At 48.2% G+C, this 26,024-nt stretch carries 21 protein-coding genes, 1 other RNA gene and 1 pseudogene; 12 read left to right on the forward strand and 11 right to left on the reverse strand.

Annotated elements, in window-relative coordinates:
- The first annotated feature begins 3 nt into the window (after positions 1 to 3).
- From QUA07_RS13595 to nuoK, 7 genes are all read left to right on the forward strand, one after another.
- On the forward strand, positions 4 to 168 hold the full coding sequence (locus QUA07_RS13595) for a hypothetical protein (protein WP_333325945.1): 165 nt from the start codon (positions 4 to 6) through the stop codon (positions 166 to 168).
- A gap of 55 nt (positions 169 to 223) precedes the next feature.
- Positions 224 to 2,002: a serine/threonine-protein kinase gene (locus tag QUA07_RS13600; RefSeq protein ID WP_333325948.1), complete on the forward strand. Its 1,779-nt coding sequence runs from the start codon at positions 224 to 226 to the stop codon at positions 2,000 to 2,002.
- Between the two features lie 351 nt (positions 2,003 to 2,353).
- Positions 2,354 to 2,744: a transfer-messenger RNA gene (ssrA, locus tag QUA07_RS13605) on the forward strand.
- Between the two features lie 611 nt (positions 2,745 to 3,355).
- Positions 3,356 to 4,474, forward strand: a complete 1,119-nt coding sequence (nuoH, locus tag QUA07_RS13610; protein WP_333325951.1) for an NADH-quinone oxidoreductase subunit NuoH — start codon at positions 3,356 to 3,358, stop codon at positions 4,472 to 4,474.
- Positions 4,475 to 4,577: 103 nt separating this feature from the next.
- Complete coding sequence (gene ndhI / locus QUA07_RS13615; protein ID WP_333042046.1) at positions 4,578 to 5,153, forward strand: NAD(P)H-quinone oxidoreductase subunit I; 576 nt, start codon at positions 4,578 to 4,580, stop codon at positions 5,151 to 5,153.
- A 116-nt stretch (positions 5,154 to 5,269) separates the two neighbouring features.
- Positions 5,270 to 5,893 carry an NADH-quinone oxidoreductase subunit J gene (locus tag QUA07_RS13620; RefSeq protein ID WP_333230560.1) on the forward strand — a complete coding sequence of 208 codons (624 nt, stop codon included), beginning with the start codon at positions 5,270 to 5,272 and terminating at the stop codon, positions 5,891 to 5,893.
- A 79-nt stretch (positions 5,894 to 5,972) separates the two neighbouring features.
- A complete protein-coding gene (nuoK, locus tag QUA07_RS13625) occupies positions 5,973 to 6,278 on the forward strand; it encodes an NADH-quinone oxidoreductase subunit NuoK (RefSeq protein ID WP_228042566.1) in 306 nt (101 codons plus the stop codon).
- Between the two features lie 98 nt (positions 6,279 to 6,376).
- Here the strand turns inward: nuoK and folB are convergent, their stop codons facing one another.
- The 3 genes from folB to QUA07_RS13640 all read right to left on the reverse strand — a co-directional run bounded on the left by folB (position 6,377) and on the right by QUA07_RS13640 (position 9,720).
- Positions 6,377 to 6,733 carry a dihydroneopterin aldolase gene (folB, locus tag QUA07_RS13630; protein ID WP_333082878.1) on the reverse strand — a complete coding sequence of 119 codons (357 nt, stop codon included), beginning with the start codon at positions 6,731 to 6,733 and terminating at the stop codon, positions 6,377 to 6,379.
- 153 nt (positions 6,734 to 6,886) lie between these two features.
- A complete protein-coding gene (locus QUA07_RS13635; RefSeq protein WP_333325955.1) occupies positions 6,887 to 8,254 on the reverse strand; it encodes a serine/threonine-protein kinase in 1,368 nt (455 codons plus the stop codon).
- Between the two features lie 182 nt (positions 8,255 to 8,436).
- Positions 8,437 to 9,720, reverse strand: a complete 1,284-nt coding sequence (locus tag QUA07_RS13640; RefSeq protein ID WP_333325958.1) for a glutamate-5-semialdehyde dehydrogenase — start codon at positions 9,718 to 9,720, stop codon at positions 8,437 to 8,439.
- Positions 9,721 to 9,945: 225 nt separating this feature from the next.
- Here QUA07_RS13640 and QUA07_RS13645 point away from each other — a divergent pair, with 225 nt between their 5' ends.
- Positions 9,946 to 11,670 carry a M48 family metalloprotease gene (locus tag QUA07_RS13645; RefSeq protein WP_333325961.1) on the forward strand — a complete coding sequence of 575 codons (1,725 nt, stop codon included), beginning with the start codon at positions 9,946 to 9,948 and terminating at the stop codon, positions 11,668 to 11,670.
- A 327-nt stretch (positions 11,671 to 11,997) separates the two neighbouring features.
- On the opposite strand, the gene QUA07_RS13650 is transcribed toward QUA07_RS13645, so the two are convergent.
- The 5 genes from QUA07_RS13650 to QUA07_RS13670 form a co-directional block, all read right to left on the reverse strand.
- Positions 11,998 to 13,071: a class I SAM-dependent methyltransferase gene (locus QUA07_RS13650; RefSeq protein ID WP_333325964.1), complete on the reverse strand. Its 1,074-nt coding sequence runs from the start codon at positions 13,069 to 13,071 to the stop codon at positions 11,998 to 12,000.
- Between the two features lie 81 nt (positions 13,072 to 13,152).
- Positions 13,153 to 13,875 carry a peptidylprolyl isomerase gene (locus QUA07_RS13655; RefSeq protein WP_333325967.1) on the reverse strand — a complete coding sequence of 241 codons (723 nt, stop codon included), beginning with the start codon at positions 13,873 to 13,875 and terminating at the stop codon, positions 13,153 to 13,155.
- 96 nt (positions 13,876 to 13,971) lie between these two features.
- Entirely contained in the window at positions 13,972 to 14,715 is a 744-nt protein-coding gene (locus tag QUA07_RS13660; RefSeq protein WP_333325970.1) for a hypothetical protein, read from the reverse strand.
- Between the two features lie 151 nt (positions 14,716 to 14,866).
- Positions 14,867 to 15,388, reverse strand: a complete 522-nt coding sequence (locus QUA07_RS13665) for a DUF4242 domain-containing protein (protein ID WP_333325973.1) — start codon at positions 15,386 to 15,388, stop codon at positions 14,867 to 14,869.
- Between the two features lie 20 nt (positions 15,389 to 15,408).
- Positions 15,409 to 18,567: a BTAD domain-containing putative transcriptional regulator gene (locus QUA07_RS13670; protein ID WP_333325974.1), complete on the reverse strand. Its 3,159-nt coding sequence runs from the start codon at positions 18,565 to 18,567 to the stop codon at positions 15,409 to 15,411.
- 401 nt (positions 18,568 to 18,968) lie between these two features.
- Here QUA07_RS13670 and QUA07_RS13675 point away from each other — a divergent pair, with 401 nt between their 5' ends.
- The 4 genes from QUA07_RS13675 (at position 18,969) to QUA07_RS13690 (ending at position 24,200) form a co-directional block, all read left to right on the forward strand.
- Entirely contained in the window at positions 18,969 to 19,814 is an 846-nt protein-coding gene (locus QUA07_RS13675; RefSeq protein WP_333325976.1) for an SMP-30/gluconolactonase/LRE family protein, read from the forward strand.
- A gap of 124 nt (positions 19,815 to 19,938) precedes the next feature.
- A complete protein-coding gene (locus tag QUA07_RS13680) occupies positions 19,939 to 21,678 on the forward strand; it encodes a hypothetical protein (RefSeq protein WP_333325979.1) in 1,740 nt (579 codons plus the stop codon).
- Positions 21,679 to 21,832: 154 nt separating this feature from the next.
- Entirely contained in the window at positions 21,833 to 22,429 is a 597-nt protein-coding gene (locus QUA07_RS13685; RefSeq protein WP_333325981.1) for a Uma2 family endonuclease, read from the forward strand.
- Positions 22,430 to 22,736: 307 nt separating this feature from the next.
- A complete protein-coding gene (locus tag QUA07_RS13690) occupies positions 22,737 to 24,200 on the forward strand; it encodes a DUF1565 domain-containing protein (RefSeq protein ID WP_333325983.1) in 1,464 nt (487 codons plus the stop codon).
- Between the two features lie 119 nt (positions 24,201 to 24,319).
- On the opposite strand, the pseudogene QUA07_RS13695 reads toward QUA07_RS13690, so the two are convergent.
- The 3 genes and pseudogenes from QUA07_RS13695 to QUA07_RS13705 all read right to left on the reverse strand — a co-directional run.
- Positions 24,320 to 24,578, reverse strand: a pseudogene (locus QUA07_RS13695) (transposase); the annotation flags it as partial.
- Between the two features lie 139 nt (positions 24,579 to 24,717).
- Complete coding sequence (locus QUA07_RS13700; protein WP_333325984.1) at positions 24,718 to 24,981, reverse strand: hypothetical protein; 264 nt, start codon at positions 24,979 to 24,981, stop codon at positions 24,718 to 24,720.
- 29 nt (positions 24,982 to 25,010) lie between these two features.
- The gene (locus QUA07_RS13705; protein WP_333325986.1) at positions 25,011 to 26,006 is read right to left on the reverse strand and encodes an LLM class flavin-dependent oxidoreductase; all 996 of its coding nucleotides are present in this window, start codon (positions 26,004 to 26,006) and stop codon (positions 25,011 to 25,013) included.
- Between the last annotated feature and the right edge of the window lie 18 nt (positions 26,007 to 26,024).

The raw sequence follows: 26,024 nt of genomic DNA on the forward strand, positions 1-26,024 counted from the left end.
TGAATGCTGCTTTCAGAAAAAATCCAGATTTTTCAGCGATCGGAAAAGCTCATCGGATACACTCACACCTGGTCTGAGGCGGGAGACAAGTATCAACGTCACCTAGAAGTCAACCTGCTACTTAGAGCCGATCGCACTTCTCGATCGCCCTTTAGACTGGTAACTTAGCCGACCATACGTGCAATAATCAGCCATATTATCTGGTACGCGATCGCCTGAACCTATGGATGCGCTAATCGGCAAAACTTTACAGGGTGGAAAGTACACCCTCGAACAAGAATTGGGCCGCGGCGGCTTTGGAATAACTTTCAGGGCAAATCACCGCTATTTAGGACAGCCTGTAGTCATTAAAACCCTCAACGAATCTCTGCGGCAGCAACCCAATTTTGCTGAGTTCGATCGCAAGTTTCAAGACGAAGCGAGGCGGTTGGCTTCCTGCGTTCATCCGAATATTGTCCGCGTCAGCGATTTCTTTGTCGAAGACGGGCAGCCTTACATGGTGATGGACTACATTGCCGGTCAGAATTTGGGCGATGTAGTCGGTTCAAATAATCCGCTGCCAGAAAATCTCGCAATTCTCTACATCACTCAAATTGGGGCTGCTTTGAAGGCAGTTCATCAAAAGGGTTTGCTGCACCGAGATGTCAAGCCACAAAACATTATTTTGCGCCAAGGTACTCAGGAAGTCGTGCTGATTGACTTTGGCATTGCCCGCGAATTTACTCCTGGTGCAACCCAAAGTCACACTAATATGGTGTCCGACGGCTACGCACCCCCAGAACAGTATTTTGCCCAAGGAAAATATACGCCCGCAACAGATGTTTACGGTATGGCGGCGACGCTTTATACTCTGCTGACAGCACAGGTGCCGGTGGCTGCAATTTTGCGTACCAGCCAGCCGATGCCTTCACCCCGCGACTTGCAGCCTCAGCTAAGTACGACAGTCAGCTCTGCGGTGATGCGGGGGATGACGGTAGAAGCTCAAAATCGCCCTGCTACCGTGGATGAGTGGCTGTCGCTGCTGCACGGGCAGCCTCTTGGTGCTGCGTCGCCGAGCACCGGGCCGACGGTGGCGGTGATTCCGGGACACGGGCCTCAGTCGCCTGTGGGATCGAGAACAGCGCCTGCGGTGGTGCCTTCAGGGAACAACAACCGCCAGGTTTGGTGGATTTTGGGGCTCGTGGCGATCGCACTTATTGTTGCAGGTTTGGTCGGGATTGCTAGGGTTTTCCTCAGCCGGCCGTCTTCGGAACCCGCACCGATAGCCCAGGACGATCGCACTTCGACCCCCGCAGATCCAGACGCGCGCTCAAACCCCGCACCCATTCCCGCGCCGACACCAACGCCTTTCTCGCCGACTCCCAGAGAAACTCCGCCGGCTGCTGAAACTCCAGCGCCGACTGCTGAAACTCCAGCGCCGGCTGCTGAAACTCCAACACCGGCTGCTGAAACTCCAACACCAGCACCAGCGCCAACACCAGCGCCTTCTCCGGAGGCTGTCGAACCCACACCAACAGAAAAACTTGTTGACAAAGAGTTGCCGCCCGATCGATCGCCCGCACCCAGCGAACAACCGGGAACCAATGATCAGAAGACTCCCACAATCCCTGGGTATGCGGTTGGTACGCCGGAAAGTCAGATTTTATCGGAATTGGGAGAACCGACTGACTCTCAAGCGCGGGGCTATTGGCCAAATACTCGCACCGCACTTTACGAAATATTGCCAAATCGGATTACTCTCGGCTACATTTACGATCGCGATTCGGGCCAGCTAGTACAAACAGAGGGTTCTTTTGCCCAGTCGGTGGACGATTTGGTAGTGCGAACCGCCTTAAACGGGATGGTGGGCGGCGCCAGCAGCGAGATTTTGCAAGGCTTGGGCGACGTGCAGCAGCGCCGGAGTAATCGGTTTACGTTTAGGAAGGGTTCCCTCGAAGGGATGATCGAACGCAATGAGCGCGATCGGATTTACATCGGCGTCTGGGACGACAACTTGCATTAATTAGGAATTACGCACGGGTGGTCAGAAACCGGGTTTTTTTGCCAGATACTTCGTTACAGCCCGCATTAACAGCAAAAAACCCGGTTTCTTTAGTCCCCAATCGAAAATCTACAATCCCAAATCTAAAATCGACTTGACCACTGTCAATAAACCTTTCAAGGTCGGGCTAGGAGGGCCCACCCCAAAAAAACTGGAACTCTTGTGGAACAGGCATCTTCCCTGTTCAAAAAAATGGTGCAAGATGTAAATATTCCCGACTCAGCTTTGTGCCCAAATCGAAAATCCCAAATCGAAAATCCCATATCGACTTGACGCAACACGAAATATTGTCTATCATAAAAGAACACACGAGGGGCTGTAATGGTTTCGACAGGGTGGCGAAAGCTGCTCCGTGATGCAGGTCGAGAGGGAGTCTACTCTCGTTAATATCGGCTCAAAAAAAATAGTAAATGCGAACAACATCGTTCCTTTCGCTCGCAAAGCCGTAGCTGTAGCCTAAAAACTTCTTGAGCTTGGTTTAGAGTGTATGCCACCTCACTCCGTTAAAGGTAGCATAACAACCCCCAACGGATGCCCTAGCTAAACGTTTCTAGTCGGCTAGCTGGGAAAGCAATCACTAGAAAATCCCCCCATTTGGGATAAAAATGGTTCCCGCCCCGAGGATTAGAGGGGATAAACCTGTGAACGATCGGAAGGTTAATACCCATTTTGGACGGCAGTTCGATTCTGCCCAGTTCCATAAAAGAAGTAGCGTAAAATCAATGGTTTAAGCCATTTGAAAGTTACTTTAAAGCATTAAAAGGGCCCAGAGTTAACTCTGGGCCCTTTTGTTTGGCCTATATCTGGCTTATAGCTGAGTCTAGAGCCTCCTCGCATCCCAGGGCTGTTTCATTCTCAGGAAAATCATGGTTTTGTAGGGGTAGTGCCCCCGTGCCTATCCCCCACCGACGCTCGAATGGGCGTTTCAGCCATCGGGGCAACCATGGGGGTTTGCCCCTACAGATATTGTTTCCCCCTGTTATTAAGAATGGCTAGGAGGGAGCGAGGTTGGAGGCACGAGAGTACGTAAATCCAGATTGATTTCTTACTCAAAATCGATCGGGCACTCAACAGTCAACAGTCAACCCTCAACCGTCAACAGTCAACCCTCAACCATAAATTACCCACCCATTAGTTACGCTGCAGGCTCATATAATTAGAACTTCACCTTGTCTGTGCGTTCTTGGAGCCTGTCGGGGGATATACTATTAGGCGGTAAAGCATTAAAAATCTTTACAAAGACCCCGATTTCTAAGCCTACTCCTACAAAGGACGGGTGAAAAATTATATGCTGATCGCTCAAAAGCTGGACAAATGAACCCAGGAATTGACTTACAAGGAAGTTTCGTAGAAGCCCTCATGAATTTGGGCTTACCGGCGGACATCGCCCAAGTGCTTTGGCTACCGCTGCCAATGTTGCTGATGATTGTCGCTGCCGTTTTCGGGGTACTCACTAGCGTCTGGCTGGAACGGAAAATTTCCGCCGCCGCTCAACAGCGGGTAGGCCCGGAATTCATCGGCCCTCTGGGAGTTTTAGCACCCGTTGCTGACGGTCTGAAGTTGGTATTCAAAGAAGACATTGTACCGGCAAAAGCTGACGCGCTACTATTTACCCTAGGCCCGGTAATTGTGGTGATTCCAGTTTTTCTCTCCTACTTAATCGTGCCGTTCGGAGAGCATATGCTGATCGCCGATATGGGGACAGCGATATTTCTGTGGATTGCCCTGTCTAGCATTCAGCCGATCGGCTTGCTGATGTCCGGCTATGCTTCCAACAACAAATACGCCCTCCTCGGAGGACTCAGAGCCGCGGCTCAATCCCTCAGCTACGAAATTCCCCTAGCTTTGGCAGTATTGGCAGTTGTGATGATGTCCAACAGCCTCAGTACGATCGACATCGTACAGCAGCAAGCAGGCTACGGGATTGTCGGCTGGAACGTTTGGCGGCAACCTGCAGGTTTCCTGATTTTCTGGATCGCAGCACTAGCAGAATGCGAACGTTTACCCTTTGACCTTCCAGAAGCAGAAGAAGAATTGGTAGCAGGATATCAGACTGAGTATACAGGCATGAAATTTGCCTTGTACTATATCGCTTCCTACGTTAACCTCGTCCTTTCTTGCCTGCTAGTAGCAGTTTTGTACCTCGGCGGCTGGGAATGCCCGATTCCTGTCGGAGTGCTGACAAATGCCCTGGGATTGAGCGAGACGACTCCTTGGTTACAGGTAATTACTGGCTTGCTGGGCATTACAATGACCATGTTGAAAGCCTACTTTTTCCTGTTTCTGGCAGTTCTGCTCCGCTGGACTCTGCCGCGAGTGCGGATCGACCAATTGCTAAATTTGGGATGGAAGTTTTTACTTCCCGTTGCTCTAGTTAATTTGCTATTGACCGCAGCTTTGAAACTTGCCTTTCCCTTTGCTTTTGGCGGTTAATTAATAATAGGTAAAGGGCAACAGCTAAACAAAAATAGCTGTTAACCAATTACCTATTATTAATTATCAATTACCAAAAACTCAAGTACAGAGAGAGAACACCATGCTAAAATTCCTCAATCAAGTAGGCGAATACGCCAAAGAGACTCTTCAAGCTGCTAAGTATATCGGTCAAGGGCTATCTGTTACTTTTGACCACATGAGACGCCGGCCGATTACGGTGCAGTATCCTTACGAGAAACTAATTCCTTCGGAACGTTTCCGGGGTCGAATTCACTTTGAATTTGACAAGTGCATCTCCTGCGAAGTATGTGTTCGGGTGTGTCCGATCAACTTACCTGTAGTGGATTGGGAATTTAACAAAGAAACTAAGAAGAAGCAACTCAAGCACTACAGTATCGATTTCGGAGTGTGTATCTTCTGCGGCAACTGCGTAGAATATTGTCCGACTAATTGTTTGTCGATGACAGAAGAGTATGAGTTAGCCACCTACGAACGTCATGAATTGAATTTTGACAACGTGGCCCTCGGACGTTTACCCTACAAGGTTACAGACGATCCGATGGTGACACCGATGCGGGAATTCGCTTATTTGCCGAAAGGTGCGATCGACCCCCATGAAGTTTCCTACACCGATCGCCGCGCCGGTCTGCGTCCAGAGGAAATTATCGAAAAGTAAGTAATTAGTCATTAGTCAGCAGTCATCAGTCATTAGTGAAATAACCAATTATTAATGACTGCTAACTAATGAGTAAAAACGAACAATAGAAAACTAATAATTGAGGATAAAAAATTGTGAATCTAGCTGAAGGGGTTCAAATTGTTTCATTTGGCATACTGTCGGTAATGATGATTGCAGGAGCACTAGGAGTAGTGCTGTTCTCAAATATCGTTTACTCAGCATTTTTGCTGTGCGGCGTATTTACCAGCATTGCCGGCTTGTACCTGTTGCTGAATGCCGACTTTGTAGCAGCAGCGCAGGTATTGATTTATGTTGGCGCTGTTAACGTCTTGATTTTGTTTGCGATTATGTTGGTGAACAAGCGAGAAGATTTCCGCACAATTCCCAACGCTTGGGTGCGTCAAGTAGCAACTGCACTGGTTTGTGCTGGTTTATTTGCGCTTTTGGGTACGATGGTGGTTTCTACTCCTTGGGCTATTGTCGCGACGACAGGAGCACCGGCCGAAAGTTCGATCGTCACAATCGCCAAACATTTCTTCACCGACTTTTTGCTGCCTTTCGAGTTAGCATCAGTGTTTTTGTTGATGGCAATGGTAGGAGCAATTGTGTTGGCGCGCCGCGATTTCTTCCCGGATGAACTGTCAAAGAAGCTATCCGAAACACCTGCTTTGAGTTTGCCGGAAAGACCTCGCGAATTAGTTTCTGCCGGAGATGTGTCTTCGCCAGAATCTAAGTAATATTATGGTGCGCCTAGCGCACCATAGTGTTAGTTTTGTAGTAACTTTAGATTGAGACAAAATCGCAAAATTTATGCAACTGCAACTCCAGTATTTCCTGTTATTAGCCGCCGCACTTTTCTGTATTGGTATTTACGGTTTGATTACCAGCAGAAATGCAGTGCGCGTGTTGATGTCGATCGAGTTGATGCTGAATGCTGTCAATCTCAATTTGATGGGTTTCTCCAATTATCTCGACCCTGTACAAATTAAGGGCCAAGTATTTACCGTGTTTGTAGTTACGGTAGCGGCGGCTGAGGCTGCGGTGGGTTTGGCAATTGTTTTGGCGATTTATCGCAACCGCAATACGGTAGACATGGAAGAATTTAACTTGCTGAAGTGGTAATTCATCAATAGTCATCAGTCAATAGTCATCAGTCATTAGCGACAAACTAATGCAGATTAAAGACTGATGACTAAGGACTAAGGACTAAGAACTAATGACTAATGACTTCTAGTAATTTCTAGAGTAATTCTACCTCCGAAATCAGGGATGGGGGCAGCAGGTTTCGAGAGTTGTAGTTTAACTTTTTCGACTAACGGTAGTTCTAAAAGCGCTTGAGCAATAGTATCTGCTAGGCGTTCGATTAATAAAAATTTCGACTCTTTGACTAGCTTTTGAATCAGAGTAATTGCGCTGCGGTAATCAAGAGTATGTTGAATATCATCACTTTTTCCAGCTTGCGATAAATCCAGCCAGAGAGTAACATCCACTTCAAACCACTGCCCCAAAACTTGCTCTTCCGGCAGATAGCCCGTATATCCGTAGCAGCGAATTCCTGTAAGTTGAATAGAATCCATTTTGCAATAAACTAAAAGTGCGTTGTCTATACCAATTTGTATTAAACCAGATAAAGTTCTCTTTCCCTTCCCTCTCTTTTTTCGCCCTTTTCCTTCTGCCTCTGCGCTCTTTGCGCTCTCTGTGGTTCAATCACTCTTATTCTATCTTAAATTTCACAACTCTCCTCCTTTCTCCAACTTGTCCAGTAAATCCTCAGCAACTTCATACCATTTCCGCCTAATTTCAGCATCTTCAGGCTTTTCTGTCAAGGTACGACCTTGGAATTCTGGATATTTATTGTAATATAATTCATCCACTTTTTGATAGAATATATCTTGATTAATGTTGAGATTTTTACGTCGTTTACCAATCTTTTCTTGACGAACTATTTCGGCTTCCTCTAAGGATGTATTGGGAGGTTGCTGGCGCGACGAAAATTTAGGTAAATCCGGCAACTTTGGCAACGTGAAACCAGATTTGACTACACTAAAAGCTAAAATTCCGGGCACCAAAATCACACTTAAACTGCCTAGGGTTTTCCAAGGAATTAACTTGAATGTGGGGTTGTTATTAACAATTTGAGGATTTTGGTGAACAGGAGTATGATTGCTGGTAGCAGTTTGAGTGGTGTTTTTGAAAGGGCGACCAACAAAGTTCATTGTCACCATTTGGGAAATTATACTGCCAATGTGAGAGAGTTTTGGATCTTTGAGTGCTTCGCGGACTGCTTTTGCAGATTGGTAGCGATCGCCCGGTTGTTCTGCTAACATCCGATCCAATACGCTGGCTAAATTTGGGCTGACACTGACGTGCGATCGCCAATCCCAAGTTTTATTATTGATATCGTACAATTTTTGAGGCTTTTTGCCGCTTAACAGTACCAAAGCCGTGACGGCTAAAGCGTACAAATCGCTAGCAGCAGAAACTTTACCCAGCCGCATTTGTTCCGCTGGCGAATAACCCTGTTTGCCGATAGCCGTATCCGATTGTCCGTTAAACTGAAGTACGGCATTGGCTGCGATTTGCTTAACAGAACCGAAATCAATTAAAAATGGTAGTTTGTCAGCATCATGCTGAATAATATTATCCGGGGAAATATCGCGGTGAATTAAATTTTTCGAGTGGATGTATTCTAAAACTGGTAAAAGCTGAAATAGCAGTTGAGTAACTTCGGCTTCGGTAAAATTTTTACCTTGCTGCTGGCGCGATATCAATATTTCTTCGTAGGTTTGACCTTTGATATAATCTTGCACTAAAAATAAAGATGGATTCCCGCCCAAATCCGTTCGCAGGAGTTCTCGAAATTTTGGAATTTGCGGGTGTTGGAGGTGGTAAAGCATACTCGCTTCGCGATCGAACAATTCGGCCGCTTTCGGGCTGTGAACCACCGGAGAAAACTCTTTGAGGACGCAATGTTCGTTGTAGCGGTTGATGTCTTCGGCGAGATAAGTCCGCCCGAAGCCACCGCGGCCCAATTCGCGGAGAATGCGGTAGCGTTTTTCGAGAGTCGAACCAGGGGTGAGGAGGGAGGAGTTAGACATAAACCACGGCAAATTGTTCGATTTGGGGAGTCGTCGAGCACAGTATAGCTTATTGTAGCTAAGTTTGTTTACCGGGGAGGGCGATCGCTTTTTTTGGGATGGATGAAGGAGAAGAGACACTTTACTTAAGATTCAGTATCTACCGACTTTTTTATTGTCTGGTTTGATCGGCTATGGAGGATTTACAAATCTCGATGCGTAAACCCCTTAGCATCTTTCCCTACATAACTCGCGGCAACATGGCCATCTCCAACAACTCGATACTTATAGGTAATTAACCCCTCTAAACCGACAGGGCCGCGAGGCGGCATTTGCTGCGTGCTAATCCCCACTTCTGCACCGAAACCGTAGCGGAAACCGTCGGCAAATCGAGTCGAGCAATTGTGATAAACTCCGGCCGCATCGACTCCATTTAAAAAAGTTTCGGCGGCTTCGCTGTCTTCGGTAACAATGACATCTGTATGTCTGGAACCGTAAGTATTGATATGGTTAACTGCCTCTTCCACAGAATCTACTATTTTGATTGACAAAATCAAATCGCTGTATTCTGTAGACCAATCGGTTTCTGTCGCTTCGGCAATATTTTCGAGGATAGCGCGAGTTTTTTCGTCTCCCCGCAGTTCGACTTCTTTATGCTGCAAAGCTTCGGCAACTGCGGGCAAGAAAACGGGGGCGATCGCACTATGGACTAACAAAGTTTCAATGGCATTGCAGGCGGCTGGGTACTGAGTTTTTGCATCGACAGAAATCTCTACTGCTTTCTGAATATCCGCCGCTTTGTCTGCGTACAAATGACAAATGCCGTCGGCGTGTCCCAAGACTGGAATTCTAGTATTTTCCTGCACGAACCGCACGAAGGAATTAGAACCTCTGGGAATAATCAAATCTACATATTCATCCATTTTTAGCAGTTCGATTGTTTCTTCCCGCGTGGTCAGCAACTGCACGACTTCTGGATTAACAGGAGTTTCTGCTAATGCTTGATGTATCACTTTTGTCAAGATTTCGCAGGAATGGACTGCTTCTTTGCCGCCTTTGAGAATGACGCCGTTTCCTGATTTTATTGCCAAGGATACTATCTGAATTAAAGCTTCTGGGCGCGCTTCAAAAATAATGCCTAAAACGCCCAAAGGACAGGTGATGCGCTTCAGAATTAATCCTGTATCCAATTCACGGTGAATTTGCACGACACCTACGGGATCTGGGAGTTTCGCAACGTCGCGCACGCCCGCGATCGCACTTTTCAACTTGCTCTCATCCAACTTGAGGCGATCATACAGCGGTTTCGCTATTCCATCAGTCTGGGCCGCCTTGCAGTCAGCCGCATTCGCCGCCACAATATCCGGCGCAGCAGATTCTAAAGCTTTCGCAATAGCCTCAATAGCTTGATTTTTGGCATCAGTCGACAAAACTGCCAACTTTCTAGCAGATACGCGCGTTTTTTGGGCAATTTCAATAATAGACATGGCAGTAAGTTTTAAATAGTTTTGATTGTTGGTTTTGAATTTTGAGTTGTGAATTGAATCCGCACAAATAAATTTCGGGGCGGTTTTCAGTCTTAACAATTTTAGAGGAAATTCTATATTTTTGTTGAGACCCCTGACAGCAATCCGCATTAACAGGTTAAAACAGGGAAGTATAGATAAAATCCCACGGTCATTTCCATTTGTCAATAACCTTTGGAGATTATTATGTCATCTCATGCCCCTTTACGCAAGGCAGGGCGAGCCACCAAAGCAGGCGTTAAACTGATACAGAAAACTGGCGGAAATCTCGTTTTAGCTTCCGGCGTCACCCTCAGCCTGCTGTTTGGTATGGTGTTAGCGCTATCTTTAGCCTCAGTTTTGATTCTCAGTAGTCCCGATCCAGTTACCGGATTGGCGATCGCACTTCCCATAACTCTGATTTTTAACATCGCTGCTTTTTTCCTATCGCCTTACTTGATGGACTTAAGCCAAAATTGGCTCTACAATACCCGCTGGGTTTCCCTAGCAGAAATTGAAGGCCTCAGTCCCGAAACAGCGAAAGTTATTCAGAAGGTTTGCAAGCAGAAAAAACTCTCTTCTCCGCGTTTAGGAATTATCGACGACCAAAACCCTACTGCTTTCACTTACGGTTCATTTCCCAACAGCGCTCGTTTAGTCGTCAGTCAAGGTCTTTTTACCTATTTAGACGACGAGGAAATTGCCACTGTTTACGCCCACGAACTCGGTCACATCGTCCACTGGGACTTTGCAGTAATGACTTTAGCTTCGACTTTGGTGCAGATTACTTATTTAATTTACACTACAACTCAAAGAATGGGTCGAAGTGGTGGCGAAAAAGCTAAAGATGCGGCGGCTACTGTAGCTGCTGTTGCTTATTTGTTTTACATCGCTGGCACTTATTTATTACTGTATTTGTCGCGGACGCGAGAATATTTTGCCGACCATTTTGCTGCCGAAACTACTGGCAACCCCAATGCTTTGTCTCGCGCTTTGGTAAAAATTGCTTACGGTATTTTGGAAGAAGGACAAAGAGCAACGGAACCCAGCATTTTGTTAGAAGGAACTCGCGCTTTAGGCATTTACGATGCCAAAGCTGCCACCTCTACCGGTACCGCTTACCGGATTTCTTCGGAACCAGAAAAGATTGGACGAGTGTTTTTGTGGGATATGTTTAATCCGTGGGGTTGGTGGATGGAGTTGAACTCGACTCACCCGCTGACTGGTAAACGAGTTCGCGCTTTGAGCACTTATGCCGAACAATTAGGCTTGGATATTGAGTTTGATATGGGTCGAATTGTCGCCGAAGGCAACGATTTGAGCAAACGGAGATTGTACGGCAATTTTGTGTTCGATGTGCTGCTGTACAGTGCAGAAACTCTGGGCTTAGCGGTGGGTTTTGCGATCGGCATTTCCCTGTATGCTGTAAACCCGATGATGATGGTTGCTTGTCCTTTAATCGGTTTGGGTACGGGAATTTTGCTCAAGACTCTGGTGATGTTCCCGAATTACCAACAAGCAGAACATTTTGATGTTTTAACCTTAATGTCTGACCCTTACGCAAGCCCTTTACGGGGTCAGCCGGCGCAACTACAAGGCGAATTAATTGGTCGCGGCGATGCGGGTTATGCCTTCGGTTCAGATTTGAAATTGCAAGACAGAACGGGAATGATTTATCTGCGATATGCTTCTCGTTTTGGGCCACTTGGTAATTTCCTGTTTGGCATGAAACGGGTTGAAAGTTTGATTGGAATGGATGTTAGCGCATTGGGTTGGTTCCGCCGGGGTGTTGCACCTTGGATGGATTTGATTCAGCTTGAAAGCGATAGCGGTACGACGGTTAAGAGTTATCACCGCTTCTGGTCTTTTGTGATGGGTATCGGTGCGATCGCGATCGGTATTGCCTCGCTATTTATATCATTTGCTGCTTGAGAGTTGAAAGGAATAAAGTCCTTACTACAAACAGTTTCATAGTAAAGGCTTTATTCCTCTTAAGTCAGGGTTAATAACTTGAGCATTCGTGTCCACTTAAACAGTTGAAAAATTAACCTCTTTGTGATTATGATTCCTGGGTGTTAAACCAGGGGCTTAACTTATGATTGAGAACTGTTAAGTGGTTGAGATGATTTGAATTCCGGTGTGGAAGACAATTGCTTCAGATTGATAAATACCGAAAATTGGCTGGTATCCAAAAACCCGCATTTAAGCTGTTTTTTCTTATGCAATTGTTGACCGATCGCACAAATTTTGCACATGATTTTAGCTCTTTTTGATGATATAATAGTCGTTCTGGAAATCATGGGCTAGTTGCTTGATTTCAACGCTGCTAAACCCAGCTTCACTCAACATTTGCAGCGCTTTTTCTTGACCCCACATCGTGCCCAATCCCATGCCGCCGTAGGCTAAAGAAACAGTCATGCAGTGCATACAAGAAATGGTGTAGAGTAAGGGCGCAATGGGATGCTCTAGATTACCGCCGACATCCGTTGTGGCGCGGATATCTTGCATCAGGTAAACGCCATCGGGACACAACGCTTTGTAGATGTTTTGGAGTACAATATCGGGTCTGGCTTGATCGTGAATTGCATCAAATGTGGTGATCCAATGGTAGCGATCGCACTCATCCAAGGTGGCGGCATCCTTGACCTCAAACTGGATATTGCTTAATTGCCGCAGTTGGGCTTCGGTGTTGGCATGGGCAATGGCTTCTCCCGAAAAATCATAGCCTGTGAATCGGCTATTCGGAAAGGCGACCGCCAGCTTGTTGAGTGCTCGCCCGCAGCCGCAGCCGACATCTAGCACCTCAATACCCCGTTGCAACGCTTCGGTAAGTCCGGGAATCAGTGGCAGAATGTGGTCAAATAGAGCAGATACCACGGTTTGACCGCTATCTTCTGCCATCACGGCATGAAAACGTTTGAACTCGGAGTAGGGTACACCGCCGCCTTTGTAGAAACAATCGATAATCCGGTCTTCCACCGATGCCAACACCGGAATGAATTGAGCAAAGGGGGCAATGTTGTCAGAAGCCGCAGCCCGTGTCAGGAATGCTGCATATTCTGTCGGCAAAGTGTAGGTTTTGTCGATCGAATTATAATCCACCAACCGACCCGTTACCATTGCACCGAGCCATTCCCTCACGTAGCGTTCGTTCAATCCGGCAGCATCGGCAATTTGTTGACTGGTAGAGGGCGGCAATTCTGCCATTGTGTCGAACAGTTCGGTGCGATGCCCGATCGAAATCATGACGGAGAGTGCGCCACTGTTGAGAATGTCCAGCATCCGTCCGGCGAATGCTTCTGCTTTGGTTTGATCGAATGTTTGTGTCATCATAATTTAAGCGTGATGGTATTCAAAAGTTTCTATTTGGAAGATAAGATTTATGCAGGGGTACGATAGTCAGATTCCTGCCCGTCAATTCAACATTTCACCTATCTGTTCTTGCACCCAAATTTCAAACAATTCGCGCAGCAAACGTTGACGCATCGCTAAATCAAACTGAGCCGGAATCAATGTTTCTAATCTGACGATCACCAGCCATCCTTCTACAGGGATAGGATGCCAAAGCTGACCGGGCAGGCTGATCGCCAACAGATGCGCCAAGTTCGGGTGGATTGTGCCGAGTTCCGCCGGGCCAAGGATTCCATTGACTTGAGCTTCTGGGCCTTGGGAATACTCGCGCGCCAGTTCGGCAAAGGATTGCTCTTTTTCTTGAATCCGAAAATACAGTTCTCGCGCAATTTCTGCGTCTTTAACCCGAATCAAAGAATAGATGACTCGATCTAGCGATCGCTTGCGTTGCAGAAAATAGGACTCTAGTTTGTGATGCCAATTTTGGTGTTTGAATTTCTCAATTTTGAGCAGTCGCGGAATGAAAACATTCTCTAAAAATTCCCGACTCATTCCGTGCTGTTTTAGCCAAATCTGCTGTGTGGTTTCGTCCAGCAGTTGATTTTGTTCGTAGAACTGCTGGCTGGCATTCACGATTTCTTCAGCGGTGCAATCGATGGGGGCGATCGCTTCATCAATGATGCTTTCGCGGTATAATTGGGGCAGCATTTGGTAGCTGGCAAGTCGAGGAACTATCTCCTCCCCAGAGATGGTGCGATTGCGGATTTGTAATAAAACTGCGGTCATAGCTGTCTGGCTTCAATTAAAGCCATTTGAACGAACAATTGATAGGGTAAGGTGCACAGTGTGCACCCTACAGATAGAGTTTTTACCCAGGACTTTCTAGTTGGGAATGGGAGTCAAGGTAACAGAGTAATTAGTGTTACCTGTGAATTGAGAGGCTTGAAGATAGTAGTTAGTTGCCGGAGCCAAGTTTTGGACAAATCCTTCGGAAATAGTGCCTCGCTTAACCACACTTCCAATTACCTCACCTGCATCGACGGCGCGATTGTTGTTTTTGTCTTGAATCAATCGGAGATCGGCATCAGCGCTGAGATTATTGAGACCAAAGTGATAAAATCCCTGGGTATTGACAGCGAGATGGATAGTATCGGTGGTGTCGGTGTTACCCACAGAACCTTGATGAGTTCTTGGTTTGTCGTTGGAAAAGACGGCACCGAAATCATCTTCTATGGCGAGGACTTTGCTGGGTGTTCCGATCGCGTCAGCCGATACTCTCAAATTGTAGGGAGTATCGTTGAACGCACGGTTCCGATTGACTTGCACCACGTAATTGCCTGCATCAACGTCAGCAACTGCTGAGGACAAGTTGATTACTTCATCCAAACGCAATCGATCGGAAATAGCAATTTGCTTATCGTTACCATCAACTAAGCCATTGCCATTGAAGTCGCGAAATAGTTGAACATTGAGATCGTCGGTCATACCAACCAGCCCAAGGTTGATATTTTTATCGCTATCCAGACGGAAACTGTAGGTGTCTTTGCTGTTGAGATTACTGATAGTGCGGCGCGGAACTACTACGGCACTATTAGATGGCAAGGTACCAAGGTCAAATTCAGCCATTTTATTTCTCCTTAAAGTGTAAAGGGATGAGTTAATTTGCTGGTTGTTTGATTAACTTGATATCAATCTAACGAGGCGATCGTTCCGAAACCGTTCCGAAAGCGTTCTCGAAGCGTTCCCAAAGCATCCAACCCCGATCGTCCGCGCGAATTTAAGGTTTGAGAACTTCGGCACACCAAACGCGATCGAAGGGAATTCCAGCTTTACCGTGGGCTTCTCGAATCACTTCCGCATCGGGCGCGTTAAGTTCGCACACCACGCGAGTTTTATCCAGCGACGCATAGGAACGCACCCATTCAATACCCCGTTCCTCATAGCACGCTAAAATTAATCGCTGGGCTTCCTTCCACTCTTCATCGGTAAAGCCCTTCGGATAGCTTCCCTCCCACACCTTGAGGATGGGTTCGTTCCATACAGGTAGCACACCTTCAGGTTCAATAACTTGGGCTGTCCAAACCTTGCTAAACCCAACATCGGCTTGGCGATAAGCTTGTCGCACAGACTCTGCATCTGGTGCCTCAAAGGTGCAAATCATGCGATCGCGATCGGCTGATAGTAAAGAGTAGTGCCACGTGGCATTTCTTGCCCCAAGACAATCCAAAACTCGCGTATCAGCTAACATTTCTGCGGTTATTGGTTGATCGGTCGTTGTTTCAACTTTGATGAGAGACATAATGACCTCTGTAAGATAATTTAAGCGTTTTTTGCAGGAATTTTCTGCATCTGTTCGATCGCCCGATCGACAGCAGTGCGCGCACGGAAACTCAGCGCAGGGCGATCTATGCGATCGCGCAGCGATTCAAACCGCGCGATCGCCCCTTCTCGATCGCCCAAACCTAAAGCACCCTCAATCAAAATTGCCCAAGCCAGAGCAATCTCGCTGGGATGATCGACCGTCTGAGCGGCTTCTAAAGCAGCTTCAGCGCGGGCTGTTGCCAAAAGGGGTCGATCGCACTCTAAATCGACTTGGGCGGCCCCAATCAGCACATAAGACAGCATCCGTTTCGCATCCACCTGCTGCAAAGTCGCGATCGCCCGCTCCAAAGCAGCATCCCCACCAATTTGCTGAAGCTGATAGTTTGCTAAAGCTAAAAGCGCATTGGCCACCGCACCTTCACTACCTTCGCCTTTAATTTTGGCGGAGACGATCGCCATCTCCTGACAATAAGGCAAGGCCGCAGCCGGATCGCCCGCTTCCAGTTCCGTCATCGCCAAATAGCTGAGGTTATAAAACTCGCACCAGTGATCCTGCTGGGCCGCGGCCGATCGCCACGCCTGTTGCCACAAAACTCGCGCTTGGGCATAGTTCCCGTGATGGCGCTGTACGGCACCCAACCCTTGGTCAATTCCGATGTTCTTCAAACCAACTCTCTCAGCCAGGGACTGCGCCTCTAGCAACAATGCTTCTGCCCGCGCCATTTCCCGTCCAATTTCCGCCAAGCAAGACCCGCCATAGGCCAGCAATCGCACGGCAGTAGCTGGACTCGATGCCCGACTTACCTCTGCTGCCCGCAGCGAGTGTTGGTGAACGTTGGCGAAGTTGCTGCGATCGAAATGCAAGATCACCAATGCCTCAAGTCCCGTGGCTTCTGCTTCTTCTAAACCGAGAGCATTTGCTTCATCGATTAAGCGGTGCACCTCCCTGTCGAGTTGAGAAACTCGATCGCCAGTAACGCCTGCGATCGCGCTAACCCGCAGCAATTTTAAATGCAATTGAATGCGAGTGCGATCGTCAAGTCCTTGACACTGCTCAATCCCAAGCTGAGCCAATTCTGATGCTTCCGCGTAGGCAAACAATTTCAAGCAACGTTCGGCTGCACAGAAGGCGCTAGAAGCGGCTAATTCTCGATCGCCCCCGATGGCGGCGTGACGAGCAATATCGCCAGCCCAGGCGTTGTCTGGTGTGGAGAGTTGATGCAACTTATGAGCAATTTGCAAATGAATCAAATGGCGGCGCGGTTGTGACAACTGCCGGTAGACAGCCTGACGCACAATATCGTGAGCAAAGTCATAGCCGATTTCGTCACCGACAGAGGCGCTGGGACGGATAATAGTTTGTTGTTCGAGCTGTTCGATCGCCATCAGCAATTTCGGCAGCGGATAGTCTGCCACATGAGCCACCGCTGTCGGTTTAAAGCTGCGCCCCAATGCTGCTGCCCAAGGCAAAAATTCGCGAGCCATGTCATCTAATTGGTGGAGACGATCGCGGATCAAAGCCTCTAAATTATCAGCATGAGTAGAGCGATCCTGGGACAATGCCCGGGCAACTTCCAGCGCAAACAGGGGATTCCCGCCACTATCGATAAATACGCGCTCCACCGCTTCTGGAGATAGCTCTAACGGATTAACCGCTTGCTGTCTGCGAATCAATTCAGCCGTTTGTTGTCGATCGAAAGGCTGCAATTCCAGCGTTAGCAGCCGTCGCTCTCGTCTGAGTGCCTGCACCACCCGCGAGATGCCCGCATTCTCCTCTAGTTCCCTGGAACGCCCGGTGCAGGCGAATAAAATCGGCTTATGACTCAGCAAGCGGATGGCGTAATGTAGCAATGCCGATGAGGCTTCATCGATCCACTGAATGTCATCTAGAATGACGATTAACGCAGCCTCACTGGCACATTCAGCCAGCAGTTGCACCACCGCATCAAATAGATGACTGCGTTCGCGCAAGGGTGCCGGAGGCATATCGGGCGGAGCTTTCCCAGGTTGAGCGAGCTCTGGGAGTAAGAAACCTAGCTTTGGCGGAATGTTGAGGGCGGGGGGAATAACGAGCGATCGCAAAACATCAATCCAGATACCGTAGGGTCGCACCATCTCGGCGGCAAATCCGCGTCCCCACAGCACTTGAACCGCATGTGCCGTGACTCGTAGCTCCTCCAGCAAGCGAGTTTTGCCGATTCCGGGTTCGCCCGCGAGCAAGAGCACTGGCGATGTCTCAGCGGTGGCGTTTGCGCCGCAGTTTGCAAGCAGTATCGGCTTTGCCCACTGCTGAATCGATGCCCATTCGCGATCGCGTCCCACTAGAGGCGACAAAGCCAAAGGTGAGGGAAACAAATTCGTTTGAGGTGGCCCGGCGGAGTGAGACGAGGGTTGAATGTCGGGCGCTTCGTCTTCCAGCAACAGTTGCTCGTAGAGCTTGCGAGTGATCGCACTAGGGTCAACTCCTAGTTCCTCGCGCAGCAAAGTCATGCAGCGGTGGTAGACTTGGAGTGCATTGGCGCGATCGCCGTTCAAATGGTGCGATCGCATCAAAGCTGCGTAGCTGGTTTCGTGCAACGGATCGATCTCCAGTAAGCGCTGTGCACAGCGGATTGCAGCCCGATAATCACCCTGAGCTTCCGACAGGCGAGTCAGAGATTCGAGCGCATGGAGCAATTTCTGTCGCAGGTGTTCGCGCTCTGGAAAAATCCACTCATCCTCACAACTCGGCAGCAAATCACCGCCGTAAAGTGCGATCGCTTGCTCCCAGGCTGTTCTAGCACCGTTAACATCTGCGGCTCGTTCTGCTGCTTCTGCTGCGGCGAATGCCCGTTCAAACTCAGCCACATCCAGCACGAAAGAGGCATGGGGATTCCATTGCAGGGTTTTGGCATCCGCCAGCAGGTAGCGATCGGCATCGGGGAGTCCCTGACGCAGGTGATGCAATTCCCGGCGCAAGTTGGTGCGAGCTTGGGCCTCGGTGGAATCGGCCCAGAATTGAAAGGCAAGCCGCTGACGGGTTTGGGGGATATCGCGATGCAGTACCAGGTAAGCCAACAAAGCTTGCGGGCGCTCTGTTGTGACACCGACAACGGGCTGGTCTGCACAGGAAAGGCAGAATCCGCCTAGTAGTTTGATATCTAACATAGAAAGCATATAGCTAGATATTATTTGTGATTTTAATCCATGCTCCGGCGTGTCAACTTCAGGAATGTCAGCAGGTGGCGATCGCTAATTGAAATGACATTGCTATACTATGTTATCCGCGCGGCGGTCTGTTTGAAGCCACAATTTTGTATTCTTAATATAAATGTAATATAGGTGCGGTATGATCGCTTTTACTACGACTCTCACTCAATGCAATTAACAAGGCCAACATGATCGCCAAAATTGCTACCATCAGCCTCTTGTTTATAGTTTTGACTCTAGCATTCAGCAACACGCTTTTCAAAAATCATCTGTTAAAACCTTTCACTGACAGCAATTTGTCCAACCAATTAACATCTGATTTGACAATCTTGACCGCCCAAACGGAAAACCAGGACAAAAAAAATACCATGCAACGTATTCTCGATGACAGTGCAAAATTAGAAAAACTAGCTGGCGATTTCCAATTTATAGAAGGCCCGATTTGGCATCCAGACGGCTTTTTGCTGTTCAGCGATATTCCCGCCAATATTATCTATAAATTCGGCTCAAATCAGCAAGTTGAGGTATTTCGCAGCCCTTCGGGAAAAGCCAACGGTAATACTTTAGACAAAGAAAACCGCCTACTTACTGGCGAACACGAAAATCGCCGCGTATCCCGCACAGAAAAGGACGGCCAAGTTATCACCTTGGCGGATAGATACGAGGGCAAGCGGCTCAACAGTCCGAACGATTTGGTGGTTAAATCTGATGGCAGCATTTATTTTACCGATCCGTCCTACGGTGTTAGTAAAGATCAGGAAGAATTGGGCTTTTACGGTGTTTATCGACTGGCACCAGACGGAAAATTAACTCTGCAGGTTAAGGATTTGGTGCTGCCCAATGGCATCGCTTTTTCACCAGACGAGCAAAAACTTTATGTCAACAATTCGGAAGCGGGATACATTGCAGTTTTCGATGTAAAACCGGACGGAACTGTTACCAACCAGCAGCTTTTTGCGGAGTTAAAAGACGCTAGTCAAGGCGGAGTTCCCGACGGTTTAAAGGTTGATGTAGAGGGGAATGTTTACAGCACCGGGCCGGGGGGAGTGTGGATTTTTTCGCCGGATGGCAAGCTTTTGGGGAAGATTTCTGTGCCTGAGACGGCGACTAATTTGGCTTGGGGAGACAGCGATCGCAAAACGCTTTATATTACGGGAAGTACAAGTCTGTATCGGATTCGCCTTAAAATTGCGGGCGTGCAGCCTGGAAAATAATCTAAAATTGGGCAGAGTTGAAAGTAAACTGGTTTTTATTAGGGGTAATTGACCGGGCATGATATAATCCTAGGTTTGAGAATCAGTCCTTCCCGATTCTTTAATCTCAAATCTCCAATCTCACATGGTATTAATAGCTCGGTTGCACAAATTTCTAACTGCTACAGTCGATCGCAAATCCCGATCGCACACAATATTTTGGTTAACTCTGAGCCTGACATTTGCCGCCCTCTATGCTATTTTAGGCTTGAAGCAAGCCTTTAGCGGTGAGTATATCGTGCAAGACGATGCGAGGCAGCACGTTTTCTGGATGATGCGATTTGTAGATCCTGAATTATTCCCCAACGATTTCATTGTTAATTACTTTCAATCTGTCGCCCCCGCAGGATACAGCACGCTCTACAAATTAGCCGCAACAGTTGGTATTCACCCGCTATTTCTTCACAAAATATTGCCGCTATTTCTCGGCTTAATCTCGACTTATTACTGTTTTGGGCTTTGCCTAGAAATGCTGCCAGTGCCGATGACTGGGTTTATTGCATCTTTGCTGTTAAATCAGCATATGTGGATGACTGATGATTTGGCTTCCACAACGCCAAGAGCTTTTATATATCCGATATTTCTGGCTTTTTTATATTATTTGTCGCGCAGTTCGTTGCTGCCTTGTTTAGGGGCGATCGCACTTATCGGACTATTCTATCCTCCTTACGCCTTGGTTGCTGCCGCAATATTAGTTTTGCGCCTGCTATGCTGGAAAAACGGCGGTTTGTGCTTGTCGGGCGATCGAACTAATTACCTATTTTGCACTACAGGTTTGGGATTAATATTTTTAGTAATGCTGCCCTATGCCTTAGATAACTCTGAATTTGGCCCAACTTATACCGCAGCAGAAGCGAAGCAAATGGCCGAATTTGCACCAGGTGGAAGAAATGCTTTTTTTCGCCCAAATCCCAAAGATTATTGGTTGACAGGGCGGGGTAGCGGGATGTTTCCCAAGTCGCTGTTTACGCCTGTAACTCACTGTGTCGCGCTGTTATTTCCGCTGCTGCTATTTTTGCGATCGGCTTTTCCCTTAGCAAATCAAATTCAAAGCAAAATCTGGCTTTTGCTTCAGCTATTTCTAGCATCCTCGGCGATGTTTTTTGCGGCTCACGCCACCATTTTCAAGCTATATCAACCCGGTCGGTATACAGCCTATACCTTGCGATTTATTGTTGTTTTAATAACTGCAATTGCCCTAACTTTAATTATCGATGGAGTAGGTCTTTGGGCTTCAAAAACCACAACAACATTTGATGTAAAAAACCTAGTTGCACTAATTACGACAGCGATTATCGCTATCGCCGTTGTCCTTTATCCCTGCTTGACCGAAAAATTTCCTACCGTCGGGTATGTAGAAGGTAAAATATCGGGTTTGTACAAATTTTTTGAGCAACAACCTAAAGATATCTTGATTGCTTCAATAGCGGGAGAGACTGACCACTTGCCAACATTTAGTCAGCGTTCTGTTCTGGTGGCCAAGGAATATGCAGTGCCTTATCAGAAAGGCTACTACAGCAAATATCAACAGCGACTTAACGATTTAATTCGCGCTCAATACACTCCCAATCGAGCTGTATTGCAAAATTTTATTAATCAATATGGAGTTGATTTTTGGATGCTCGATCGCAATGCTTTTACTCTTGAGTATATAAAGGATGATGGCTGGCTAAATCAATTTGATTCTACACCGGAGGCGACGCTTTCTCTAGAACAAGGGAAAATTCCCGCCTTAGCTTCAGCAATGACAAGTTGTGCTGTTTTTAAAAATGAAATTCTAGTGGTTTTAGATGCTTCTTGTATTGTGAAATTGACCGGGAATTAAGGCGAGGCAGAGCCTTGGGATATGCGTTCTCAGGAAGAGCCTGGGAACTAAGAAGAACTGTTCGGATTCTGAAACTAAAATTGCTGCACGGATCTTCTGTAGGAGCGATCGCACAATGCGTTATAATGCCCATAAGAGATAATGGTGCGAGTCAATGACACAGATTCTCGATCGGGAAATTCTCGATGGGCGAGTGGTGCTCAACGGCACTTGGGAGCAATTCAAGTTAATCCAGAAGGTTTCGGAAAATTCCCCTGGCATAAAGTTGTCTTTTTTTGCAGGGGCGATCGAGATTCTGATGCCGGGATTCCAACACGAAAATTTTTCTGAAATCATTGGTTACTTGGTGACTACTTTTCTGCTGCAACAAGGTATTAAGTTTTACCCTTCTGGTTCAATGACGCAGGAGAAGACGCCAGAAGCTTCTACTCAAGCAGACAAATCGTTTTGTTTGGGAGAAGCTAAGTTGATTCCCGATTTGTCGATCGAGGTAGTTTATACTAGCGGTGGACTGAGCAAATTGCCAAAATATCGGGCTTTGGGCGTGCCTGAAATCTGGTTTTGGGAAGATGGAACGCTGCGGCTGTATCATCTCCGGGAAGATGGCTACGAGCAAGTAATTAAGAGTCAACTGTCAGGATTGGAAACGCTGGATATCGATTTGCTAAGACGCTGCATTTTAATGGGTGAAACTGATTTGGCTGAAGCGGTTAAGGTTTTTGGGCAGGGAATCTCGATCGATCGTACATGACAGCAAAACGTTCGATTTTCCTCATGGGCGATCGAAATTTTAGCGGTTTTGGCAACATCTGGAAAAAATAGCATCCCCAGATCCCGGACTTCTTAAATAAGTCGGGTTCTGCTGTTGCTGGGAACGATAAATACAGTCTTTTGTAGGGGGAATCCCCCTGCGGTTGCAACTTCTAATGGGTAATGTTGTGGATATCCTGCAATTAAATAATCTCCGCAATCAAAGGTGAATATAGATCCGGGGTCAAGTTCGCAGACAATGAAAATTGCACAAAAGCTCGCTCGCCAATTATTTCTTTAACAAAAACATGGCAACACTTTACGTCAACCCGCAAACAGGCAGTGATTCCGCAGCCGGCACCCAATCGGCTCCATTCAAAACTATAGCCCGTGCAATCATCGCCCGCGCTGCATCGGGAACTACGATTCAGTTAGCAGCGGGAACTTACAGCGCTGCTAGTGGCGAAAAATTCCCCTTGGAAATTCCTTCGGGAGTAAAACTTATTGGCAATGAAGCTAACAAAGGTAGAGGGATTCTGATTCAAGGCAGCGGCAAATTTCTCAGTCCCACCGCTGCAAGCCAAAATATCACGATACAGCTAGCAACTAATTCGGAATTGCGCGGAGTAACTGTCACCAATCTCGATAGTCGTGGCACGGGAGTCTGGATTGAGTCAACTTCTCCGACCGTAGCTAACTGCACTTTCACACTTTGTAAGCGCGAAGGCGTTTTTGCCACGGGCAGCGCTAATCCTGCGATTCTCGACAACATATTTGTGGCAAACTCTGCGGCTGGGGTGATGATGGCGGGAACTGCTAAGGGAGTAATACGGCGCAATATTTTTCAAAAGACGGGTTTCGGCATTTCTCTGGAAGCTAAGTCGGCTCCTTTGATTGCTGATAACCAAATTTTGGAAAATCGCTCCGGTATAGTTTTAGCGGGGGAATCTCAGCCGATTTTACGCAATAATCGCATCGAAAAAAATACGGAAGACGGTTTGACTGCGGTGGGGAAGTCGCTGCCAGATATGGGTAATGCTCAAGATTTAGGCGGCAATATCTTTCAGAATAACGGCGAATTTGACTTGCAAAATGCGACTGGGGTTAAGATTTTTGCGGGGGGAAATCAGCTCAATTCTTCGCGGGTGAAAGGTTTATTTGATTTGGGCAATGTGACGCCAACTCCGACTCCTGGCGGGCTAAAGTTTAGCGACATCAGCACGCACTGGGCTAAGGATTTTATCGATCGCTTGGCAAAGATGAATATTGTTAGCGGGTTTCCCAATGGCACTTTTCAACCTTACGAGATTGTAACTAGAGCTCAGTATGCGGCTATGTTGGCGAAGGCGTTTGAATTGGTGCCGCGCCGTGATGCGACTGTTTTTAAGGATGTGGCGGCGGATTTTTGGGCCAAGGGAGCGATCGACCAAGCTAATCGAGCTGGCTTTTTGGCTGGATATCCAGACAGCACGTTTCGCCCGGAGCAGAATTTGACTAGAACTCAGGCGATCGTATCTTTGGTAAACGGCTTGCAGTTGGCGGGCGGCAACCCCAATTCTTTGAGCGTTTATGTCGATCGAGCTCAGATTCCCAGTTTTGCCACCGACGAGATAGCAACCGCCACAGAGCGCAAAATCGTGGTCAACTATCCCGCGCGCGAAAAGCTTGCCCCCGCCCACGACATCACCCGTGGCGAGATATCCGCCCTCATCTACCAAACTCTGGTAGCCACAAAGCGGGCCGAGCCCATTAACTCTCTTTACATCGTCTAAGGGAACTGGGAGACAAGGGAGAGGAGAACTTGGGGTACAAAGAACTCACATCTTCCACCTTTCTCGCTCAACAGGCTTTCCGGCCTGTTCGACAAAGAGTAGATTAACCTGAGTTCGGGTTAAGCAGAAGGGAGAAAAAAGGCATCGATATTGAGAGAAGGCTTTTTAGGATGAAGGCAATAGGCAATCAATCCACAGATCAAGTTGACTAAGAAATTGACCGGACTGCGACGGGTGAGAATGCTCAATCTGAGAGATGTTTTTTAGTTGGTCGATAATCGTCTCAATGATGGAGCGTTTGCGCGTTAGCAGCTTATCCATCCGTGGCATCAGCTTATTTTTCATATTGCGCTTTGGCTTTGTAATCAGTTGAATCCCAATCTGGGTTCAAAAACTTGGCAGAAATCATCGACAGCGCAAAATAGTTCTTCTAAACTAATCATGGGACGAGCCTGTAAAGCTTTGGTTTGATGACTTTTAACTTACTTGCTTGTCCCTTTCTTATCCCGAACTCACGTTACATATAAATCGCACGGCTCAGACGAACCCCGAAATCGGCATCCGGATTTGTCGTAGCGTCACCAAGTCGCTCTTGTATCACTGCAACTGCTAAGTCCCGGCGCTTTGGCGATCGTGATGCGTCGGCAACTGCCAGCGCTGCCGCCATCTGTTCGCGCGTGAGATCGGTGCAATAGCAGGGCGTGCCTGGTTGCTGACGCCACGAATCGGCGAGCGTGCCGGCGTCGAAAGCATCAAGCCCAGTGTCTTCGACGAGCGCCATCGTTACTGAGGAGCGACTAATTTCTAGCTCTAAGGTGTCGTCAAACCCATGACCGATGCCACGATCTCGAACGACCGAAGCCGGGCTGCACGTTCGTAGACATCGGACACGAGGATAAGCTCGTCCGCGGAGGTCTCCTGTAGCAGTGCTTCCAGTCCCTCCTTGACGATGGTCAGCCCACCGACCACCGAGCGTGCGAGCAGGCGCCCCGCCTGCGCCTTTGCTCGGGGCGACCAGTAGTCGTCGATGTTGTTGATTGGCGGCTCCAGGGGACCGGACGTGCCGTGTTGCAAAAGGTCGGCGAACGACTTCTGCTGCGAGGTCGCGAGGCGGCGCGCCTCATAGTCGGTGTCAGCGGCCACAACGTTCACGCCGACCATCGCGTAAGGGCGAGCCATCTGCTTGGAAGGCTTGAACCGCTCGCGGTAGATCCTCAGCGCGTCCAGGAGAAGGTCGGGAGCGAAGTGCGAGGCGAAGGCGTAGGGCAGGCCGAGATCTCCTGCCAGCGCCGCGCCGAACAGGCTCGAACCCAGGATGATCAAAGGGACTTCCGTCCCATCGGCGGGAGCCGCCACGAGCCGTTGTCCGGGCGACGAAGGTTCAAAGTACGCCTGAAGCTCGATCACGTCCTGGGGAAACGAGTCGGAGGCTTGGGGCGGCCGTCTCAGCGCACGGACTGCCATTTGGTCGGTGCCGGGCGCGCGGCCGAGCCCTAGATCGACGCGGCCTGGAAAGAGTTGGGCGAGCGTCCCGAACTGCTCCGCGATCACGTAGGGAGCGTGATTGGGAAGCATAATGCCGCCCGCGGCGAGGCGGATCGTGCTCGTCCCCGCGCCGATGTGTGCAAGCACGAGCGCGGTCGCGGCGCTCGCGATCCCGGAGGCGTTGTGGTGCTCCGAGATCCAGATGCGCCCGTAATTCCACCGCTCTAGGTGGGCCGCAAGGTCTCGCGTGTCGTCGAGGGCGGAGCGGGCATCTCCGCCCTGCTTGATCCGCACAAGGTCTAATACCGAAAGCTTCGTCATCACGTTTCCTTTTTCAGT

It is taken from the genome of Microcoleus sp. T3_A4, assembly GCF_036700465.1.
GTDB lineage: Bacteria > Cyanobacteriota > Cyanobacteriia > Cyanobacteriales > Microcoleaceae > Microcoleus.

Excerpts from the sequence above, each read along its gene's own strand:
- QUA07_RS13595 (WP_333325945.1), top strand. The coding sequence starts at position 4 with ATGCTGCTTTCAGAAAAAATCCAGATTTTTCAGCGATCGGAAAAGCTC.
- QUA07_RS13600 (WP_333325948.1), top strand. The coding sequence starts at position 224 with ATGGATGCGCTAATCGGCAAAACTTTACAGGGTGGAAAGTACACCCTC.
- nuoH (WP_333325951.1), top strand. The coding sequence starts at position 3,356 with ATGAACCCAGGAATTGACTTACAAGGAAGTTTCGTAGAAGCCCTCATG.
- ndhI (WP_333042046.1), top strand. The coding sequence starts at position 4,578 with ATGCTAAAATTCCTCAATCAAGTAGGCGAATACGCCAAAGAGACTCTT.
- folB (WP_333082878.1), bottom strand. The coding sequence starts at position 6,733 with ATGGATTCTATTCAACTTACAGGAATTCGCTGCTACGGATATACGGGC.
- QUA07_RS13635 (WP_333325955.1), bottom strand. The coding sequence starts at position 8,254 with ATGTCTAACTCCTCCCTCCTCACCCCTGGTTCGACTCTCGAAAAACGC.
- QUA07_RS13640 (WP_333325958.1), bottom strand. The coding sequence starts at position 9,720 with ATGTCTATTATTGAAATTGCCCAAAAAACGCGCGTATCTGCTAGAAAG.
- QUA07_RS13645 (WP_333325961.1), top strand. The coding sequence starts at position 9,946 with ATGTCATCTCATGCCCCTTTACGCAAGGCAGGGCGAGCCACCAAAGCA.
- QUA07_RS13650 (WP_333325964.1), bottom strand. The coding sequence starts at position 13,071 with ATGATGACACAAACATTCGATCAAACCAAAGCAGAAGCATTCGCCGGA.
- QUA07_RS13655 (WP_333325967.1), bottom strand. The coding sequence starts at position 13,875 with ATGACCGCAGTTTTATTACAAATCCGCAATCGCACCATCTCTGGGGAG.
- QUA07_RS13660 (WP_333325970.1), bottom strand. The coding sequence starts at position 14,715 with ATGGCTGAATTTGACCTTGGTACCTTGCCATCTAATAGTGCCGTAGTA.
- QUA07_RS13665 (WP_333325973.1), bottom strand. The coding sequence starts at position 15,388 with ATGTCTCTCATCAAAGTTGAAACAACGACCGATCAACCAATAACCGCA.
- QUA07_RS13670 (WP_333325974.1), bottom strand. The coding sequence starts at position 18,567 with ATGCTTTCTATGTTAGATATCAAACTACTAGGCGGATTCTGCCTTTCC.
- QUA07_RS13675 (WP_333325976.1), top strand. The coding sequence starts at position 18,969 with ATGCAACGTATTCTCGATGACAGTGCAAAATTAGAAAAACTAGCTGGC.
- QUA07_RS13680 (WP_333325979.1), top strand. The coding sequence starts at position 19,939 with ATGGTATTAATAGCTCGGTTGCACAAATTTCTAACTGCTACAGTCGAT.
- QUA07_RS13685 (WP_333325981.1), top strand. The coding sequence starts at position 21,833 with ATGACACAGATTCTCGATCGGGAAATTCTCGATGGGCGAGTGGTGCTC.
- QUA07_RS13690 (WP_333325983.1), top strand. The coding sequence starts at position 22,737 with ATGGCAACACTTTACGTCAACCCGCAAACAGGCAGTGATTCCGCAGCC.
- QUA07_RS13700 (WP_333325984.1), bottom strand. The coding sequence starts at position 24,981 with ATGGCGCTCGTCGAAGACACTGGGCTTGATGCTTTCGACGCCGGCACG.
- QUA07_RS13705 (WP_333325986.1), bottom strand. The coding sequence starts at position 26,006 with ATGACGAAGCTTTCGGTATTAGACCTTGTGCGGATCAAGCAGGGCGGA.